The 19,054-nt window shown below is 39.0% G+C and carries 19 protein-coding genes; 2 read left to right on the forward strand and 17 right to left on the reverse strand.

Annotation, left to right across the window (positions count from 1 at the left end; all coding sequences use genetic code 11):
* Positions 1 to 269: 269 nt before the first annotated feature.
* A complete protein-coding gene (locus JKP71_RS06070; RefSeq protein ID WP_075526224.1) occupies positions 270 to 2,417 on the forward strand; it encodes an amino acid ABC transporter substrate-binding protein/permease in 2,148 nt (715 codons plus the stop codon).
* 16 nt (positions 2,418 to 2,433) lie between these two features.
* A complete protein-coding gene (locus JKP71_RS06075; protein WP_075526225.1) occupies positions 2,434 to 3,177 on the forward strand; it encodes an amino acid ABC transporter ATP-binding protein in 744 nt (247 codons plus the stop codon).
* Positions 3,178 to 3,276: 99 nt separating this feature from the next.
* On the opposite strand, the gene JKP71_RS06080 is transcribed toward JKP71_RS06075, so the two are convergent.
* The 17 genes from JKP71_RS06080 to JKP71_RS06160 all read right to left on the reverse strand — a co-directional run bounded on the left by JKP71_RS06080 (position 3,277) and on the right by JKP71_RS06160 (position 19,054).
* Positions 3,277 to 3,918 (reverse strand): hypothetical protein, encoded by a 642-nt coding sequence (locus JKP71_RS06080; protein ID WP_200407399.1) that lies wholly within the window; start codon positions 3,916 to 3,918, stop codon positions 3,277 to 3,279.
* A gap of 116 nt (positions 3,919 to 4,034) precedes the next feature.
* Positions 4,035 to 4,460, reverse strand: coding sequence for a F0F1 ATP synthase subunit epsilon (locus tag JKP71_RS06085; protein WP_075526227.1), 426 nt, complete (start codon positions 4,458 to 4,460; stop codon positions 4,035 to 4,037).
* A gap of 173 nt (positions 4,461 to 4,633) precedes the next feature.
* Positions 4,634 to 6,043 (reverse strand): F0F1 ATP synthase subunit beta, encoded by a 1,410-nt coding sequence (gene atpD, locus JKP71_RS06090; protein WP_200407400.1) that lies wholly within the window; start codon positions 6,041 to 6,043, stop codon positions 4,634 to 4,636.
* Between the two features lie 125 nt (positions 6,044 to 6,168).
* The gene (locus JKP71_RS06095; protein ID WP_075526229.1) at positions 6,169 to 7,038 is read right to left on the reverse strand and encodes a F0F1 ATP synthase subunit gamma; all 870 of its coding nucleotides are present in this window, start codon (positions 7,036 to 7,038) and stop codon (positions 6,169 to 6,171) included.
* 15 nt (positions 7,039 to 7,053) lie between these two features.
* A complete protein-coding gene (gene atpA, locus JKP71_RS06100) occupies positions 7,054 to 8,556 on the reverse strand; it encodes a F0F1 ATP synthase subunit alpha (RefSeq protein ID WP_075526230.1) in 1,503 nt (500 codons plus the stop codon).
* A 14-nt stretch (positions 8,557 to 8,570) separates the two neighbouring features.
* The gene (locus JKP71_RS06105) at positions 8,571 to 9,098 is read right to left on the reverse strand and encodes a F0F1 ATP synthase subunit delta (protein ID WP_075526231.1); all 528 of its coding nucleotides are present in this window, start codon (positions 9,096 to 9,098) and stop codon (positions 8,571 to 8,573) included.
* A 13-nt stretch (positions 9,099 to 9,111) separates the two neighbouring features.
* Positions 9,112 to 9,618, reverse strand: coding sequence for a F0F1 ATP synthase subunit B (gene atpF, locus JKP71_RS06110; protein WP_200407401.1), 507 nt, complete (start codon positions 9,616 to 9,618; stop codon positions 9,112 to 9,114).
* 14 nt (positions 9,619 to 9,632) lie between these two features.
* Positions 9,633 to 10,346: a F0F1 ATP synthase subunit A gene (gene atpB / locus JKP71_RS06115; RefSeq protein WP_075526233.1), complete on the reverse strand. Its 714-nt coding sequence runs from the start codon at positions 10,344 to 10,346 to the stop codon at positions 9,633 to 9,635.
* A gap of 44 nt (positions 10,347 to 10,390) precedes the next feature.
* On the reverse strand, positions 10,391 to 10,606 hold the full coding sequence (locus JKP71_RS06120) for a F0F1 ATP synthase subunit C (protein WP_004255250.1): 216 nt from the start codon (positions 10,604 to 10,606) through the stop codon (positions 10,391 to 10,393).
* Between the two features lie 198 nt (positions 10,607 to 10,804).
* On the reverse strand, positions 10,805 to 11,581 hold the full coding sequence (locus JKP71_RS06125; protein WP_200407402.1) for an alpha/beta hydrolase: 777 nt from the start codon (positions 11,579 to 11,581) through the stop codon (positions 10,805 to 10,807).
* Positions 11,582 to 11,803: 222 nt separating this feature from the next.
* Positions 11,804 to 13,990, reverse strand: a complete 2,187-nt coding sequence (locus tag JKP71_RS06130) for a DNA internalization-related competence protein ComEC/Rec2 (RefSeq protein ID WP_308430923.1) — start codon at positions 13,988 to 13,990, stop codon at positions 11,804 to 11,806.
* A gap of 1 nt (position 13,991) precedes the next feature.
* Positions 13,992 to 14,645 carry a helix-hairpin-helix domain-containing protein gene (locus JKP71_RS06135; protein ID WP_200407403.1) on the reverse strand — a complete coding sequence of 218 codons (654 nt, stop codon included), beginning with the start codon at positions 14,643 to 14,645 and terminating at the stop codon, positions 13,992 to 13,994.
* A gap of 70 nt (positions 14,646 to 14,715) precedes the next feature.
* Positions 14,716 to 16,062: an ABC transporter permease gene (locus tag JKP71_RS06140; RefSeq protein ID WP_200407404.1), complete on the reverse strand. Its 1,347-nt coding sequence runs from the start codon at positions 16,060 to 16,062 to the stop codon at positions 14,716 to 14,718.
* 2 nt (positions 16,063 to 16,064) lie between these two features.
* A complete protein-coding gene (locus JKP71_RS06145; protein WP_075526238.1) occupies positions 16,065 to 16,985 on the reverse strand; it encodes an ABC transporter ATP-binding protein in 921 nt (306 codons plus the stop codon).
* A 90-nt stretch (positions 16,986 to 17,075) separates the two neighbouring features.
* Positions 17,076 to 17,486, reverse strand: a complete 411-nt coding sequence (locus JKP71_RS06150) for a hypothetical protein (protein ID WP_075526239.1) — start codon at positions 17,484 to 17,486, stop codon at positions 17,076 to 17,078.
* 151 nt (positions 17,487 to 17,637) lie between these two features.
* Entirely contained in the window at positions 17,638 to 17,814 is a 177-nt protein-coding gene (locus JKP71_RS06155) for a hypothetical protein (protein ID WP_200407405.1), read from the reverse strand.
* A 61-nt stretch (positions 17,815 to 17,875) separates the two neighbouring features.
* The gene (locus tag JKP71_RS06160; RefSeq protein WP_082272355.1) at positions 17,876 to 19,054 is read right to left on the reverse strand and encodes an SLC13 family permease; all 1,179 of its coding nucleotides are present in this window, start codon (positions 19,052 to 19,054) and stop codon (positions 17,876 to 17,878) included.

Here is a 19,054-nt window from a genome sequence, read left to right on the forward strand (position 1 = left end):
CAATTTTACACTAAAAAGCCTTTTTTGACAACAACAGTTCCGTGACAAACCCTCAGAAAGCTAACAAAATCACAAAATGTAAGAAAACCTTACATGAGCTTGAAACCTTTTCATTTTTGTGATATAATTTTTCCAGAAATAAAATATACTGAGCTCGCCTCTTAAAAATCCAGAAAATAAATCGTGTGTTCTTTAGGTTTAACTAGCACGATTTTCTAATTTCCTTGATTTTTAATAGTCGAGTTCAAATCTTATAATAGGGGGACGAAATGAAGAAATTCTTTCTTGCTCTGGCAGTTCTCATTGCCACCGTCACAGGCTTTTCAGCACTATCTACAAAGGTACAGGCTGAAACAACCGTAAAAATTGCATCTGATAGTGCTTATGCACCCTTCGAATTTCAGAATGATCAGAAAAAATGGGTAGGGATTGATGTCGACATCATGAACGAGGTCGCTAAAATCAACGACTGGAAAGTTGAAATGACCTATCCAGGATTTGATGCCGCGCTTCAAAACCTTAAAGCGGGTAAAGTGGATGGAGTCATCGCAGGGATGACAATCACTGACGAACGTAAAGAAACTTTTGATTTTTCAAATCCTTACTATACTTCTGCTTTGACTATCGCCACAGCAAAAAACTCAGATATCAAAGACTATAGCCAGTTAAAAGGAAAAGCAGTCGGTGCGAAAAACGGCACTGCAGCTCAAACATGGCTACAAGAAAACCAGAAGAAATATGGTTATACCATCAAAACCTATGCTGACGGCGTTCACATGTTTGCCGCTCTCACTTCTGGTAACATCGCAGGAGCGATGGACGAAGTTCCTGTCATCTCATACGCAATCAAACAAGGGCAAGATTTAGCAATGAACTTCCCTTCTATCTCTCTTTCTGGTGGCTATGGTTTTGCTGTAATGAAGGGTGAAAATAAAAACCTCATTGACGGCTTTAATAAAGCACTCGCTCAAATGAAATCAAATGGCGAGTATGATAAAATCTTAGAAAAATATGGTGTCACTTCTTCTAAAAAAGCTACGCCTAAAAAGGCGGTCTATACTATCGCCTCAGATAATAGTTTTGCACCCTTTGAGTTTCAAAATGAAGACAAAAAATTCACAGGGATTGACGTTGATCTCCTGACTGCCATCGCTAAAGATCAAGGATTTAAACTGAAATGGAATTTCGTTGGGTTCCAAGCCGCTGTAGATTCTATTCAGGCAGGACACGCTGATGGGATGATGTCTGGAATGTCCATTACCGATGCCCGTAAAGAAGTATTCAACTTCGGTGATCCTTACTTCTCATCCAACTTAACACTCGCCGTTTCAAGTACTGACGACAGCATCAAAGCTTGGAAAGACCTCAAAGGTAAGACCTTAGGGGCCAAAAATGGGACAGCTTCATTTGATTATCTCAACAAGCATGCTAAAGAATATGGCTATACCGTCAAAACTTTCTCTGATGCTACAACAATGTACTCCTCATTAAATAACGGTTCCATTAATGCTTTGATGGATGATGAACCTGTCATTCAATATGCCATTAAACAAGGCCAAAAATTCGCTACACCTCTCAAAGCTATTCCTGATGGACAGTATGGTTTTGCTGTTAAAAAAGGCTCTAATCCTGAACTTATCGAAATGTTTAACAATGGCTTAGCTAATCTTCGGGCAAATGGACAGTACGACAAAATCATCAATAAATATCTCGCCAATGACGCCAAAACCGTTAAAGCAGGAACCAAAGAAAATACAGTCCTTGGGATTTTAAAAAATAACTGGGACCAAATTGGACATGGCTTACTTGTTACTCTTGAGTTGGCACTCCTTTCCTTTATACTTGCAATGATTGTCGGTGTAATCTTTGGTTTATTCTCTGTATCACCAAGCAAGATTTTGCGTACTATCGCACGGATTTATGTCGATCTTAATCGTTCAGTACCCCTTCTAGTATTGACAATCTTCATTTTCTATGGCATACCAAACCTTCTTCAGATGATTACCGGACACCAATCACCGCTCAATGAATTCACTGCTGGTGTTATCGCACTGACTCTTAATTCTTCAGCTTATATCTCTGAAATCGTCCGCTCTGGTGTACAAGCTGTACCGGCTGGGCAAATGGAAGCCAGTCGTTCACTAGGACTTCCTTACGCTACTTCAATGCGTAAAGTCATCCTACCTCAAGCCATTAAAATTACAATCCCTAGTTTGATTAACCAATTCATCATTACATTAAAAGATACCACACTGGTTTCCGTTATCGGACTGGTTGAATTGCTCCAAACAGGGCAAATTATCGTCGCACGTAACTTCCAAGCCTTCCGTGTTTATGGATTAATTGGTTTAGTTTACATGATTGTCCTCCTCTTCTTGATGTGGGTTGGTCGTCGTGTAGAAAAAAGAATGAAATAAGGAGAACATACTAAATATGGGAATCAATACTCAAATCGAAGTCACTGATCTTCACAAATCTTTTGGAAAAAACGAAGTTCTAAAAGGAATTACAACAAAATTTGAAAAAGGTGATGTCGTCTGCATCATTGGCCCTTCAGGTTCTGGAAAATCAACTTTTCTTAGAGCTTTAAACGGCCTTGAAATAGCTACATCTGGCGACATTATTATTGATGGCTTTAACCTTACTGACAAAAATACAAACCTTAATCTTGTTCGTCAAAACGTTGGAATGGTTTTCCAACATTTCAATCTTTTCCCAAACATGACTGTTTTAGAAAACATTACTTATGCTCCCACAGAATTGAAGAAAATGACGAAAGATGAGGCAAATAAAAAAGCCCTCGAGTTACTCGAAACTGTAGGATTGTCGGATAAAAAAGATGCTATGCCAGAAATGCTTTCCGGTGGTCAAAAACAACGCGTAGCGATAGCACGAGCTCTTGCTATGAATCCTGATGTCATGCTCTTTGACGAGCCTACATCTGCACTGGATCCGGAAATGGTCGGCGATGTGCTTGCTGTTATGCAAAAATTGGCTGAAGAAGGGATGACCATGCTGATTGTAACCCATGAAATGGGATTTGCTCGTAAGGTCGCTAACCGGGTGATCTTTACTGATGGTGGCGTAATCCTAGAGGATGGTACTCCAGAGGAACTTTTTGATCATCCAAAGCATCCCCGTTTACAAGATTTTCTATCTAAAGTTCTAAATGCCTAAAAAAGCACCTCTAAGAGGTGCTTTTTTACTAACCCTCAAGCTGCTTTCTGAGTATCAGAAGTTTAATGCTATGATGCGTTAAATTTTAGTCCATTCACCCTAGAGAATGAGTGGATTTTTAATTAGCCTTTGAGCTTTTGTAATAGTGTCTTCTTCTGTCACCACTACATCATGCACTTGTATATCTTTGGATTCTAAAACTAGCAGGTGTGTGGCTTCAGAGAGTGTATTTGCTTCTTTCGCCTCCAAGCAACCGATAATATAACTCAGGCTTCGTGTGTTCAGATATATTTGGGGAAGTTCTGTAGTTTCAAGGATTTCATCATTAAGATATACTTTTATCTTAAGAAAAATGTCAGTCTGTTTCCTTAAATATCCCTTTCGTAAAAGATGAGCAATATGTTTTTGTCCAACGGGTAAATAATCATGTTTCCAACACCAATGTGAAATAAGCTGTGCGCCATAACCAATAATCAAAGCAATGAAGGTTATAGCAAACATTTTAAAAAAGATATCAAAGGAACCTGCACCAGGAACGAGATCGCTGAAGAACTCTTCTCGACTGGGCAATATTAGAATAATGAGAACAAGAGCAATCAAAGAACCCGTAATAACTGACTGTCGCTCAATATTTTTCATTACTCGTTCCTCATACTCACTCTTTAACTCTTCCACTTGCTGTATAAGTACTTCTAGTTTCTCCAATAATCTAAAAATTTTCCAACAATCATCCAGTACCAATGCAGTTCTCTCCCTTAATGCTTCTTTTATACTTCCAAAAACTTTCCTTAGTTTAACATGTTCACAGCCTTTTGGCAATAAAAATAAAAAACACCAGATGGTGTTTTTTATTTTTATTATTTATGGGATGAAACATTCAAACGGTTCAGAGCACGATGAAGCGCTACTTGTGCACGTTTGATCTCATCTGTTTTCTTCTCAGCTTTAGCCGCTTCAAGTGCTTTTTCAGCACGTATTTTCGCCCGTTCAGCACGAGAAACATCAATGTCTCGATTACGTTCAGCAGAGTCAGCAACTATCGTTACTAAACTGTCCTTAATCTCAATAATACCTCCATTTACAGCGATATAATCGACATGTGTTTCATCATCTGGACGACGCACTTTTAACTCATCAATTTCAAGACCAGCAATCGTTGAAATCATGTTAGGCAAGATACCGATCTCACCGTTTGTTGTACGAGCAGTAATATAAGAGGCGTGATGATCATAGACCATACCAGCCGGCGTAATCACTTGAAGTGTCATGACGTTTTCAGACATTCGAATCCTCCAATTTATCTATGAAAATCTCACTTACAAAGAGAGGTCTTTCTCTAATAAGTCGCTTTTAACACGTTGTCATCTCTCCGACAAAAATATCAGAAACAGAGACACTCAGTATAAAGCGTACTTTTTAAGATGTCTCACTCTTTTTCAATCCATAAAAAATTGAATTAGTAACCCATTGATTTTGCTTTTTCAAGGACGTCTTCAATAGGACCTACGCCACGGAAAGCATCTTCAGGGATTTCGTCATATTTACCTTCCAAGATTTCCTTGAAGTCATGAACAGTTTTATCAATTGGTACATATGAACCAGGTTGACCAGTAAATTGTTCAGCAACGTGGAAGTTTTGTGAAAGGAAGAATTGGATACGACGTGCACGTCCAACGAGAACTTTTTCATCGTCAGACAATTCATCCATACCAAGAATGGCAATGATATCTTGCAATTCTTTATAACGTTGGAGGACACGTTGAACTTCCATTGCCACTTCATAGTGCTCTTCACCAACAATTTCAGGTGTAAGCGCACGTGATGATGAAGCAAGTGGGTCAACGGCTGGATAAATACCCATTTGTGTCAAGCGACGTTCCAAGTTAGTTGTTGCATCCAAGTGAGCGAAGGCTGTAGCTGGCGCTGGGTCAGTATAGTCATCGGCAGGGACATAAATCGCTTGGATAGATGTAACAGAACCCTTCTTAGTAGAAGTGATACGTTCTTGCAATTGCCCCATTTCAGTAGCAAGTGTTGGTTGGTAACCAACGGCAGAAGGCATACGTCCCAAAAGGGCAGAAACTTCTGAACCAGCTTGTGTGAAACGGAAGATATTGTCAATGAAAAGCAATACGTCTTGACCTTGGACATCACGGAAATATTCCGCAATTGTCAAACCAGTAAGGGCAACACGCATACGTGCTCCTGGTGGTTCATTCATTTGACCAAAGACCATGGCAGTTTTTTCAATAACGCCTGATTCTTTCATTTCCCAGTAAAGGTCATTTCCTTCACGAGTACGTTCCCCAACACCGGTAAACACAGAAATACCTCCGTGTTCTTGGGCGATGTTGTGAATCAATTCTTGAATAAGGACAGTTTTACCAACTCCGGCACCACCGAAAAGTCCAACTTTACCACCTTTAAGGTAAGGTGCAAGCAAATCGACAACTTTAATCCCAGTTACAAGTACTTCATTTGCAGTTGACAATTCATCAAATGTTGGAGCTTTTTTATGGATAGGATTACGTTCTGCATCAACAGCAAACTCTTCCCCACCGTCAATGACATCACCAAGGACGTTAAAAACACGACCAAGAGTAGCTTCACCAACAGGGACGCTGACTGCTTTACCTGTATCAAGGACTTCAAGTCCACGAGTCAAACCATCAGTAGATTCCATAGCGATTGTACGTACTGCACCATCACCAAGTTCCAAAGCGACTTCAAGCGTAATTTTTGTTTTTACACCATTGACATCTTTATAGACAATCAAGGCATTGTTAATCTCAGGCAATTTGGCATCAGAGCCAAATTCCACGTCAACGACGGGACCGATAACCTGAGTAATTTTACCAGAACTCAATGTTTTTCCTCCTGTTTTTATTTTCTGTAAAAACACAGAATTTCTATTCTTTTATTTTTGCCAGTAAAAAATTACTGACGAAGACAATTAAGATTCTTAGCCATTACTGACAAAGCCGTCAGTAATTAAAGCGCTGAAGCACCTGCCACGATTTCCGTAATTTCTTGAGTAATCGAAGCTTGGCGGGCACGGTTATATTGAATCGTCAAATCATTGATAACAGAGTGTGCATTGTCTGTTGCAGTACGCATAGCTGTCATACCTGCCGCATGTTCTGCTGTCTTAGCATCAACAATTGATCCATAAATCATGCTCTCAGCATATTGTGGCAACAATTGGTTTAAGATTGTTTCACGATCTGGTTCTAATTCAAATGTTTCAAGAGAAGGTTTTTGGTCTCCCTTAGCCTCAAAAGAGATTGGTAACATTTTTTCCATACGTGCATCACTGACTAATGAATTCACATGGTGATTATAGCAAACATAGAGTTCATCAAATTCACCAGCTTGATATTCAGTCACGGCTTCTGTTACAATCGCGCGAACTTCTTCAAAAGTAGGTTGATCTGAAAGCCCACGTAAAACGTAGGATACTTTCACATTACGTGCTTTAAAGAAGTCTGCACCAGTACCACCAAGAGCAAGGATCGTATATTCACTTTCACTTGCATGACGACTTCGAATGGTATTCATAACAGATTTTAAAATATTTGAATTATAACCACCGACAAGTCCCCTATCCGATGTAATCACTAAATAGCCCGTTTTTTTAACTTCGCGCTTAATCATCATTGGATTTTTGGCAGGTTCTTTGTCTGAAGAAACCAAGTCAGTAGTAATCTTGCGAACTTTTTCAGCATAAGTCTGAAAAGCTTTTGCATGAGATTCTGCTTTTTGAAGTTTCGCAGCGGAAACCATTTGCATGGCTCCTGTGATTTGACTTGTTTTCTTCGTTGAGGCAATCTTTGTTTTAATTTCGTTAAGTGAAGCTCCCATTAGTTAGCCTCCTTATCAATAATTCGTTGTATTTTTGAATGCTTTAATTGCTTCGTCGAGTTTTGCTTCTTCAGGCAAATCTTTAGTTTCAGTAATTACGTTCAAGAGTTCTGCATAATTTGCATCGAAGAAATCGAACATTTTAGTTTCAAAATCAAGAATATCATCAACTGGAACATCATCAAGATGACCATGAGTCAGTGCATAAAGTACCAAAACTTGTTTTTCCACAGCCAAAGGTTTGTGCAATGGTTGTTTCAAAACTTCAACAGTACGACGACCACGGTTCAATTTTGCTTGAGTTGCTTCATCAAGGTCAGATCCAAATTGCGTGAAGGCTTCAAGCTCACGGAATGACGCAAGGTCAAGACGTAAAGTACCAGCAACTTTCTTCATGGCTTTGATTTGTGCAGCACCACCAACCCGAGAGACTGAAGAACCAGCATCGATGGCAGGACGTACACCTGAATAGAATAAGTCATTTTCGAGGAAAATTTGACCGTCAGTAATAGAAATAACGTTGGTTGCAATATAAGCTGAGATATCTCCGGCTTGTGTTTCAATGAAAGGCAATGCAGTCATTGAACCACCACCAAGATCATCAGACAACTTAGCTGCACGTTCCAAGAGGCGTGAGTGTAAATAGAATACGTCACCCGGGTAAGCTTCACGTCCTGGTGGACGACGAAGCAAGAGTGAAAGTTCACGATAAGCTACCGCTTGTTTTGATAAATCATCGTAAACTACCAAGACATGCTTACCGTTGTACATGAATTCTTCACCCATTGCAGCTCCAGCATAAGGAGCGATGTAAAGGAGTGGAGAAGGTTGAGATGCTGACGCGGTTACAACGATTGTATAATCCATGGCACCGAGCTTACGGAGCGTTTCAACTTGTGTACGTACTGTTGACTCTTTTTGACCAATCGCAACATAGATACAAATCATATCTTGCCCTTTTTGGTTCAAGATTGCATCAATTGCGACCGAAGTTTTACCTGTTTGACGGTCTCCGATAATTAATTCACGTTGTCCACGTCCAATTGGAACGAGGGCATCAATCGCTTTAAGACCTGTTTGTAAAGGTTCAGAGACTGATTTACGTTGCATAACACCAGGAGCTTTTGCTTCTACAGGACGAGTTTTCCCAGTATTGAGTTCCCCAAGTCCATCTACAGGTTGTCCCAAAGGATTTACTACACGTCCAATAAGTTCTTCCCCAACTTGGATTTCCATGATTTTACCTGTACGTTTTACAGTGTCACCTTCACGAATCGAGAGGAAATCACCAAGTACAATAATACCAACGTCAGTAGCATCCAAGTTTTGCGCCATACCAAGTACGCCATTTGAAAATTCAACAAGCTCACCGCTCATCGCATTTTCAAGGCCATAGGCACGCGCGATACCGTCACCAACATAGGTAACGACACCAGTTTCAGCAACTTCGAAATCTGGTGTAAAATTTTCAATTTGTTTTTTAATCAGTGAGCTGATTTCATTAGCTTTAATTGCCAAAAATATGCTCCCTTCTATAAGATTTCAGCGGCGATTTTAGCCAGTTGTGTTTTAAGTGAAGCGTCAATGATTTTACCTCGTGAGTTTACAATAAAACCACCAAGTATTTTTTCATTGACAGTATTGATTACTTTCACTTCATTCAAATCAAATTTTGATTTTGCGAGTCTAATAAATTTTTCGATTTGTGTCTCTGTAAGAGGAATACTTGATACGACCTCAACATCAGCAATTTTAAACATATCATCCGCTGTATTTTTGATCTCATCAAGTATTTCTGCCAAATCACTCAAACGCCCGTTTGAACGCACCGTATTAAGAAAATTTGACATCAGTTCTGAACCAGATTGAATAAGGGTATCAATTAATTCAGATTTTACAGAATATGAATAGACGTCACTGCTTAAGAAATGATTGATTTGATTTTCTTTAAAGAGCTGTATCATTTCACTCACTTCAGCGAGAACCGCTTCAAGTTGTCCTTTTTCTTGAGCAACTTCAAGCAAAGCTTTACTATATTTTTGAGAGTTGACTTTAGTCATGCGGTCGCCTCCCTTACTCGCCAAGTTTTGCTAAATAGCTATCAATGAGTTCTGATTGTTCGTTCGTGTCAAGAGATTGCCCAATCAACTTTTCAGCAATTTGAACTGAAATGTTCGCCACTTCCCCTTTAACAGAGTTAAGCGCTTCTTTACGTTCTTGTTCAATGTCTTCTTGAGCGCGTTTTTTCAAGCTACTAGCTTCTTCATTCGCGGTCGCAAGTACTTTTGCACGATTTTGTGAAGCAGTATCGTTCGCAACTTGAATGATGTTAGCAGCTTCTTCTTTCGAACCAGCAAGTTCCGCTTGACGTTGTTTTACCAAGTCAGCAGCTTGTTTGTTATTCGCTTCTGCTGCATCGATATCATCAGATATTTTTTTTGCACGATTTGCAAACACACTTGTGATTGCATTCCAAGCAAAGAGGCGCAACAATATCAGCAAAATGATAAAGGCACCTGAAACAACGATGATGTTACCGAGAACGGTATTTGGAGCAGCTTCTAATAATAATGTTGACAATTTCTACTCCTTTCTTAATGTTCTGCTATGATTTTATGGCTAATGTACAAGTTTGTCAAAAGGACAAAGACATAAGCTTGGAGGGCTGAAATAAATAATGAGAAGCCGATCCATGCAATTTCCAAGATCCAAGCCACAGGAAGCATCCACATCGTAGATTGAATCATACCTGCAATAAGGCCAAGCATGATTTCACCTGCAAAGATATTCCCGTAAAGCCGGAGTCCCAAGGAGAGCGCATTTGTGAATTCTTCCAAAATATTCATTGGAAGAAGCCCTTTTGGATCTTTCCAAAAAGCGACTTTCAGATAACCTTTAAAACCAAATTTTTGAACACCTAAAGTGTTTGACAAGACGACTACAAGAAGCGCAAGCGTCAAATCGACTGTGGGATTCGCTGTTGGTGATTTCCACAGTGAAACATCTCCTGGTGTGCTAATTTTGGTTACCAGCCCGATGCAGTTGGCAATAAGAAGGAAAGAAAAGAGGGTAAAGTTCAAGAGCGCAAAGCGTGGCGCTTCATGGGGCCCGACATTGTCTTTGGAAACACCATTGACAAAATCAACCACCCACTCAAGAACATTTTGTTTACCTTTGGGTTTGAGCTGCATATTACGGCTCGCCCAAAATACCAGACCGAACACAATGAGGACAGTCACAAATGTCATCACAGTGATTGTTCCATCAAATGGAATTGGCCCAATATTAAAGGTCCATGTTGATTCCATATCTGTTCTTCCTTTCTGTTTTTAAAATTTCTTTGAGAAAAATTTTAACGGAAAAGGAATGCCATAGCAAGGGCGATGAAGAATGTACCTTCGACGAAGGCGATACCCATGAACATTGAACCACGAAGTTTTCCTTCAAGTTCTGGTTGGCGTGCAACGGCTTGGAGGAAGTTTGAGACGATAAGTCCATCACCGATAGCGGCTCCGAGTGCTGCAAGACCGATAGCAATTGCTCCAAGAGCGGCAAGTGTAATTGTCATTATAGACCTCTTTCTATATTGCGATTTTCGCAAATTTATTTTACTAAGAAATTCTACTACTATTAGTAGTTTTTGTCAAAGACTAGCATGTAATTTTCATAGATTTTCATCATATTTTACATTTTTGTCTTTGTAAGCGGTTGATGTTTGATAATGTTTGCATGAAAAGGTTCTCCTCGTACTGAGCAGAATTTATTTTTAGCTAAGGCGTTCCTCTTGCACATAATCAATAGGAAGCCACTGTAAAATGCTTTCGATTTTTTGAGACCAATAATACCATTCATGTGTTCCGGGAGCAGTCTCATAAGTCAAATCATAGCCCAATTTTTTTAAACGTGAGGCAACAAACTCGTTTCCTGGAAAGAGTTCATCCTGTTCACCACACCACGCATAAAGTTTAGGACGTTTTCCTGTGAAGCTTTCAGCAAGAGTAAGGATTTCATTTGGAGAGCCTTTAAATTGCTCCCAACTTCCAAATAAACCTCCCCAAAAAGCTGCATTTTCATCAAAACGATCTTGCATGCCCTCAAAGGTTAAGACACCTGATAAACTTGCAACATAACTAAACTGTTCTGTACCCAACCCAATGCGATAGGCCCCATAACCACCCATTGATAGGCCAGCAATAAAGTTTTTCTCTCGTTTGTTTGACAAGTTGGGAAAGAAATTATGGATGACTTTAGGTAATTCATGAGCCGTTGCCTCAAAATAATTCATACCATAAGTGGTATTGACATAGAAGCCTAACTCCGTAGCTGGCATAACAATTGCAAGATTGGTATGTCGCACAAGCCGCTCTATTCCTGAGCGTATGAGCCATGAATTCTCATTCCCAGACATACCATGTAAAAGATAAAGAACTGGAATATCTGTTTCCGTAAGCGCATCAACCTTGCTGGCTTCAGGATAAATTACTTTAACATTCCGGTTCATCCCAAGCGTTTCGGAATAATATTCCAAATTAATGAGTGCCATATTTACTCCCTACTGCTCTTTTCAAGCAGTACTCATCGGTTAAAGCCGATGTTCCTTTCATTAAATTTTCACCGCTTTCCTTTACAGTCAAAATCTTTATCGTACTGTTTTTGGTATGTAAATGAAATTGCGGTGGGCGCCGTTTTACAAACAATCAACGTCTAGTTTATTGTACCATTTTATTGGGTACTTAGATATGTTTTTTCATTGAAATTTTATGTATTATCTTACAGTTTTTACTTGCCATTTTTGGTGATATATGAGTTGAACTGCACCTACTTGATCTGTACGTAAGATTTTGATCTGAGCTTTTTTCAGCGTAGCAAGTGTCTCTTGATTGGGATGACCATATCGATTCTTCTTTCCAACAGAAATAAGAGCCAATTGCGGGTCAATTTGTCTAATAAAGTAGGGATTAGAACTCGTTTTACTTCCATGATGTCCGACTTTTAAGACATCTACTTTTAGTCGAGGGTATGCTTTTAAAAGTTTAAGCTCTCCTTCTTTTTCTAAATCTCCCGTAAATAAAAATTTTTTATTAAAAAAATCGCCATAAGTAACAATAGAATCGTCGTTATCCCCTTTATGCGTATAGCCATTGGAAAGAATTTCTAACTGACCATTAAAAATAGGAAGCTTATCCCCGCTCTTCACAATATGAATTGGAAGCTGAGCTCTTTTAAGCTGGTGAACAAAAGTGGGTACTGTCAACTCTCCTGGACTTACCCAAACATCCCTTATTTTTATAGTTCGTGCCAACGTTAAAAAATCGCCAACATGATCCGCATCAGTATGCGTTAAAATCAGGTGATCAAGTGTTGAAATTCCCTCAGCTTTTAAATAAGGAATAAGTGTGTTATCTGCATTTGTAGAGATGTGTGCCTTTTTCCATTTTGGCTGAGGTAAGGTAAGACGTCCACCTGTATCAATAAGTACCGTTTCTTGATTCCACCGATCCTGCAATAAAATACTATCACCCTGGCCCACATCTATCATCGTGATAGTCGGCGCTACAGGATGTTTGACAAAAAATAAAATCAACAAGAGAGAAAAAGCACAAAAAAATCGTAATTTTTTCTTTCGCAGGGCATCGACTAAAAGTCCAGCTGTCAAGAATAAACCTAAAAGTCCAATGAGACTCGGTTTGCCAAAAACTGGTGTATAGGAGAACCACTGGTAAAGGTGACGCATCATTTTCTCTAGTAGTAAAAATAGTACGTTCAAATTCACTGACAGACCTGTCAGAGATAATAAAAAGGTGATCAATAATAGAGGAAGCATGATCTTATCAAAAATTAAGCCAAAACCAATTGTCAAAATAATTGAGAGAGGTTGAAAACTAAAAAAATCAAAGATCAGTAGGGGGAAGGCAATTAGATTTAATGCAAACGTTTTAAATAAAGCTTCTCGGATGTTACTTTTTGTAAATGAAAATTGCTGGAGCATACTTATAGCAAAAGCATACAAAAGTGTTAGTTGCCCGCCTTTATCTAACAGAAATCCTGGGTAAACTAAAAGTAAGCCCATTGTGGTAATTGCCATATTGTCCAAACCTTTAGCAGGGATATTTTTTTGAAAGAGCGCACGAAGTACTGAGAGTGAAAAACCTGTCAGAATAGCATAAAAGATAGAAAATGAGAATTTAAAGAAGGGAATAAATTCAAGCCTTATTCCAATTTTTAGCAAAATTTTACGCAATACTTCTACAAAAAAATTGACTTGCATACCGGAAAGGGCAAAGAGGTGAATAATTCCAAGGGCACTGTAAATCGTAGTCATCTGACTAAAGTCCTTCCCTAAATAACCAAAAAGAAGACCAGTCATATAGCTGGACATCGGGCGAGGAAAATGGGATTGTGCCCAGACAATCCCCTTACGTCTTAGGAGCCAAATGTTAAAATTATGCGTTAACTTTACAGCGTTAATTTGTCTGATTTTAATCTGTCTGTAGATGTTCTGATTGGAATAGTATTTTTGTTCATCAAACCCTTCAAAATTGCGTTGCGATGCCGGTTTTTCAAGGTTTCCTGTGAAATTGATCCGACAATTTTGAGCTAAATTTTTAAAGAAAGTTTGTTCTTTTTTAGATTGAAGTGTGGCATAGACTTGGTAATTTCGATCGTGAACTCTCCCACGAAAACTAAGCAAATCACCATTGACTTGAATGGTATCTATACGAGGGGTTATTTGATGAAAAGCAACCTCAGGAAGGGCCATTTTTTGACTATGGTAAGTATTGAATAAATAAAAATAGATACCAAAGATTAAAAGAAGAGGAAAAAGCACATAAAATTTCCGCCAAAAGGCGATTCCTAAACTGAGTAAAAAAATACAACCAATAATAATATTGTTACTAAAAATACAGAAATATAAAAGGACAGTCAAATAGGCTAAAAAAATTAAGGGCACTTTAATCAATACAAATACTATCTTTCAATTTTTCTAAAGTCTTCACACCAAATCCTGATACATTGCCGAGCTCTTCTAATTTCTGAAAATTACCGTTTTTAGTACGGTAATCAATAATATCCTGAGCTTTCTTCTCACCAATCCCGCTTAAGGTCTCCAGACTTGCTAGGTCGGCAGTATTAATGTTGACTTTTGCTGCTGATGATGTGGTAAGCGGTTGGTCCGTTGCATCTAAAGTATTTGTCACTCCTTCTGGACTATTCTCACCTTTTTTACTGACGTACACCACTTCCTCATCTTTGAGTTTAGCTGCAAGATTAACTCTCCGTTGATCTGCATCTGCGGTAAATCCACCTGCCAACTGTATCAAGTCATCAACACGCTCGTCAGCTGCTATCCTATAGACTTTGGGGTATTTGACCGCACCTTTTAAATCCACAACAATCTGGCTAGTGCTTATCAGGTTTTCACTTTTACTGACAGACTGGTCAGTATCACTTGAAGCTGGCTGATTTTCAAGCTGAGTGACAGCTACTGGCTGATCCGACGTTCTAGGCTGAGTAAGGACATAGCCAATCCCACCTGCTATTACTCCCACCAGGATTAACACCATCATTTTCCAATTTTCTTTGATTATTTCAACTATTTTTTCCATACTCTTCTATACGCAAATGTTGTTATTTTGTAACAAAAAAACACTTGGTTAACCAAGTGCCATAATCTATTTATTTTGCTAAAAATCGGTAAAGTAGCACGATAATAATGATAACTCCTGCAATCGCTATTCTTAAATAAAGTTTTTTGACATCTCTTTTTTTACTGACCGCTCTGTCAGTAACTTTTTTACTCCGCTCACGCCCTGTGATATTCATCCAGAGTTGTATCATAATCTTTTCGTCACTGTAAGATAAGACATTTCGGGCATAAATTTTCTCACCCACCTTCGCAACCGCTATGGTGGCGAGCGCTTGGAGGGCGAGAGCTATCCAAGCTTCGGTCGTGGTAGAGTATTGAATGGCAAAGCGGCTTGTCATCAATGTAGGACTGATGAATGGAAGAAAACTAAGCACTTTAAGTATGAAATTCCCCGGTACAGCAGCTCCAGCAATCCCCCCAATATAACCAATCATGGATAAAAATGCAATCGGCTGGGTAGCTTGCTGAACTTGCGCCTGCTCATTAACAAGGGAAGCAACGATAGACGCCAAGAATAAATAACCTAAAATCCCTACAATTGCCATTAGAATGAGATAAACTCCAAAACCAAAGGTAATACCAGACAGCATTGCACTAATCGTTTTAACCTGATCCAAATCCTTCACAAAAGGATAAGCAAGACCAAAACCAAAAATATAAATGCCAATCTGTGTGGCCGCAAGCATGATTACACCGAGTATTTTTCCATAGTATTGAACGTTGGTATTTGTTGCCGCTAAGAGCGTCTCCATAATCCGACTTGATTTCTCGTTTCCAATCTCTTGTCCAATAATGCCGACATACATCATTAAAAGAACGAATATTAAGATGGAGGCAATGGTTCCAATAGCAATATTAGCCCCTACACGTGCATCCCCTCCCTGAGTTTCACCAGTGGTTGTTTGTGTTTTCATGGTCAGCTGAGCAGGGCTTAGTAGCGCTTTGACATCAGCAGCTGTCAAGCCTAGGCGCTGGGCTGTTTTAGAAAGGTTAACCTGACTGAGCGCTGTCTGAAAAGTTGTCTGATCAAATTTCATCCCTGATCGTGCATCCGTCACTAGTGTATATTTTCCCGCTTGCTCGATTAAAAAACCGTCAATTTTACCCGAATCAAGTTTGCTCTGTGCACTTGCTAGACTTGGTGTGTTACTCACTTCAGCATCTAAATCCTTATCTACGCTCAGTACCTCGGTTAAAGCTGGATTATTAACCACAGCCATCTTTGGAACCTGGTTAATCCCATTGCTAACGACGAGTCCAATAATTAGATAAACAGCTGCCACTAAAAACGGAGAGATTACTAAGGCCCAAAAGCCTGCTCCTTTGATGCGATTCCGATATATATTTTTGGCAACAAGCCATGTTTGATGTGTCATCGCTACTCTCCTTTTTGCTGTTCTAGTGCATTATTTTCTGAGACTTCCATACGAAAAATTTCATCCAAAGATGGCGGCGCTTGCATAAAGGCTTGGACATAGCCTTGCTGCGTAACAAGCTTAAAAAGGACCCGTCCAACTTCTTCTTGTGCAAGTTTAATTGTACGTCCTGATCCCTGTTTTCTAACATTCAGCACTCCTGGTACAGCTAATAGTTCTTCGTCAGAAAGAGGGGACTCTAGATATACACGAGTTCGCCCATAGCTTTCACGGATTGCTCCTATTGTACCCTGCAAAATCGTTTTTCCTCCTTTGAGCATCAATAAATGATCAGATAACTGCTCCACATCACTCATATTATGGTTAGAAAAAATCACTGCGGCCCCATTGTCGCGACACCGTTTTATTTCATTTCGCAAAAGTTCAGTATTTACTGGATCTAGACCGGTAAAAGGCTCATCAAGAATTAAAAATTCGGGTTCATGAAGTAAAGTCGCAATGAACTGGATTTTTTGTGCGTTACCTTTAGACAAGGTCTGGACCTTATCCGTAACCTTGCCCACCACTTCAAGGCGCTTCATCCACTCTTGAAGCTTTAAACGCGCATCAGAACGTTTCATCCCATGCAACTCTGCAAAAAATAGAATTTGATTTTCTACAGTCATTTTTTGATAAAGGCCGCGTTCTTCAGGAAGAAAGCCGATTTTTTGTTTAACTTGCTGAGTGATCGGTCCACCCTGCCAAGTAATTTTCCCTTGATCCGCCTTGATGAAATCAAGAATCATCCGAAAAGTTGTTGTTTTCCCCGCTCCATTTTGTCCGATAAGCCCCATTACTTCACCGGGTTGGACAACCATATTAAGATGATCTACAGCTGTTTTTTCACCAAAATGCTTGCTCACCTTGTCAATTATTAATGTCATAATTCCCCTTTTTCTGTTTTTTCTAATTATATCATTTTATTTTTAATAAAAAACACTTTTTTAGCACTATTCCAACAAAAAAATCACATTTTATTGTGATTTTACGCGTGCTAGTCGAATCTGTGTTCGTAATCCAATAAAAGCAAAAGTCAGTAATATCAAACTCCCCATAAATGCTGCTCCTGCAGGACTAATTTGTCTGTTCTCCCATAATAAGCCCTGCCCTGATAACAAATAGAGTGTGGTATTACTTACGTCAGTAGCAAATACTACAAATAGAAGGCCAAAGAGGACCCTCAATTCCTTAATGCTACGAAATTGCACTCCCATTCGCCATAGTCTAAAACCAATAAAAGTGAGAATTAACGTGCTGTAAAGGTAAAGCATCTCAAAATTTTGAAACCAAAAAAATACATGTGTTTCAACGAGAAAACCTGCGGTCAATAAAAGACCTGCGAAGATGAGTGTGGGAATAAAAATGCACCAGATAATTTTGTTCATTTTTTTCTCCTTTCAAACTTATTTTATTCTAATACTATTTTAATACTTTCTCCTTTTTCTACAAAATAATACGCTTACTTTTATCTTAATAGCAACAAGAAAAGCTATGAGCTCCTCATAGCTTTTTTATTATTTAAACTCTCAGTTTATATTAGTGAATCAAGAAATCCACAACCCAATACCCGACATAGGCCCAACTCATCAGACCATGAAGGACAGCGGTGAGAAGTTGCCCACCACTTTCTGCATACTTCATCCCTGAAGCTAGAAGAAAGCCAGTAAAATAAAGTCCTGAGGAGACATCAATATTAATCTTGTTCTTTTGCATAACTCTCCCTCCTTTATTTCATCATAACAAAAAAGTTGGCCAAGACCAACTTCTTTCACTACTAACCAATAATCGTTACAATAATCAGTCCAATCACAATTAGGATTGCGAAAAACGAAGCATTAACGATAGAAAAATATTTGACAAAGCCGCGCGTTTCACCACGTGCATTCATTCGTATGACTTTATATGCAATCAAAGTAGCCATTGAGGAAACAATTGTACCAATCCCACCAATATCCGCTCCCAAGATAACAGGGACGGCATGAGGCGTAAAAGGAGAAATCAAAATAGGTGAAGCAATATTTGAAATGACTTGGCTTAAAATAGCTGTACCTAAAAAGGCTGCCTGTGGTCCTACTAACGTTTGACTAATAAAATCTGTCAGCGCATGAATATTAGCGATATTTCCTACAATCAAAAAGAAGAAAACAAAAGTTAACAAAAGGTGATAGTCCACTCCTTTAAAAAGATGAGGACGGTAGAAAAGAACGATAACTGCTACGATAGCTCCCGCTAAGTAGAAGTTAATATAACCAAACACAGAAGCCGCCATAAGTAACATCAATACGACGAAAATAGATGTTTCTAGTTTATTAAACTTTGTCACATGAGTTTTAATGACTAAAGGTTCATTATCAATAAACTGACAAGCAATCATCAGAATCAATAGCCCTAACAGCCACAAAGCACCTGTACCTTTGAAAAATTCCAAATTAGTAAGTGCAGCACCATTATGATTTGCCGCAACTTTATAGAAAGAATACAAATACAGATTATGCGGATTGCCCTGCGGAAGTAAACCCGAACCGATATGACAAGCTGGAACGATTAGGGCAGCACCTATATAGACTGATTTACGATTTTTTATCTCTCTTGTAATGGCGAGATAAAGTGGGAGGATTGTTAATATTGTTAAATCATTTGTAAAGAAAATGGCTAAGAAGAAAGTAAGTAAAGTTGTTGCACGAACCAATTGACGCGTGGTAGTACTTCTCTTGACTAAGGTCTGACCGAGAAACTGGAGTAAGCCTGTTTCTTTAAAACCACCAATGACTAGCATTAATCCAGCTACTGTGACAATCACGTGATAATTAAAGAATCGTGTCGTAAACCCACCAAAACTGATTGCAATAATTGCAATAATGAACGAAACAAGAAAAACCTTGTCTACCAAAAACCAATTCATAATGGCTGACCAGATTTTTTTTGATTCGTTATGAGTAGCTGAATGTTCCAC

Origin of the sequence: Lactococcus taiwanensis (assembly GCF_014905395.1) — a bacterium.
Taxonomy (GTDB): domain Bacteria; phylum Bacillota; class Bacilli; order Lactobacillales; family Streptococcaceae; genus Lactococcus; species Lactococcus taiwanensis.

Coding starts and splice junctions, on each gene's coding strand:
- JKP71_RS06070 (WP_075526224.1), top strand. CDS start 270: ATGAAGAAATTCTTTCTTGCTCTGGCAGTTCTCATTGCCACCGTCACA.
- JKP71_RS06075 (WP_075526225.1), top strand. CDS start 2,434: ATGGGAATCAATACTCAAATCGAAGTCACTGATCTTCACAAATCTTTT.
- JKP71_RS06085 (WP_075526227.1), bottom strand. CDS start 4,460: ATGTCTGAAAACGTCATGACACTTCAAGTGATTACGCCGGCTGGTATG.
- JKP71_RS06095 (WP_075526229.1), bottom strand. CDS start 7,038: ATGGGAGCTTCACTTAACGAAATTAAAACAAAGATTGCCTCAACGAAG.
- JKP71_RS06105 (WP_075526231.1), bottom strand. CDS start 9,098: ATGACTAAAGTCAACTCTCAAAAATATAGTAAAGCTTTGCTTGAAGTT.
- atpB (WP_075526233.1), bottom strand. CDS start 10,346: ATGGAATCAACATGGACCTTTAATATTGGGCCAATTCCATTTGATGGA.
- JKP71_RS06120 (WP_004255250.1), bottom strand. CDS start 10,606: ATGACAATTACACTTGCCGCTCTTGGAGCAATTGCTATCGGTCTTGCA.
- JKP71_RS06125 (WP_200407402.1), bottom strand. CDS start 11,581: ATGGCACTCATTAATTTGGAATATTATTCCGAAACGCTTGGGATGAAC.
- JKP71_RS06135 (WP_200407403.1), bottom strand. CDS start 14,645: ATGGAAAAAATAGTTGAAATAATCAAAGAAAATTGGAAAATGATGGTG.
- JKP71_RS06140 (WP_200407404.1), bottom strand. CDS start 16,062: ATGACACATCAAACATGGCTTGTTGCCAAAAATATATATCGGAATCGC.
- JKP71_RS06145 (WP_075526238.1), bottom strand. CDS start 16,985: ATGACATTAATAATTGACAAGGTGAGCAAGCATTTTGGTGAAAAAACA.
- JKP71_RS06150 (WP_075526239.1), bottom strand. CDS start 17,486: ATGAACAAAATTATCTGGTGCATTTTTATTCCCACACTCATCTTCGCA.
- JKP71_RS06155 (WP_200407405.1), bottom strand. CDS start 17,814: ATGCAAAAGAACAAGATTAATATTGATGTCTCCTCAGGACTTTATTTT.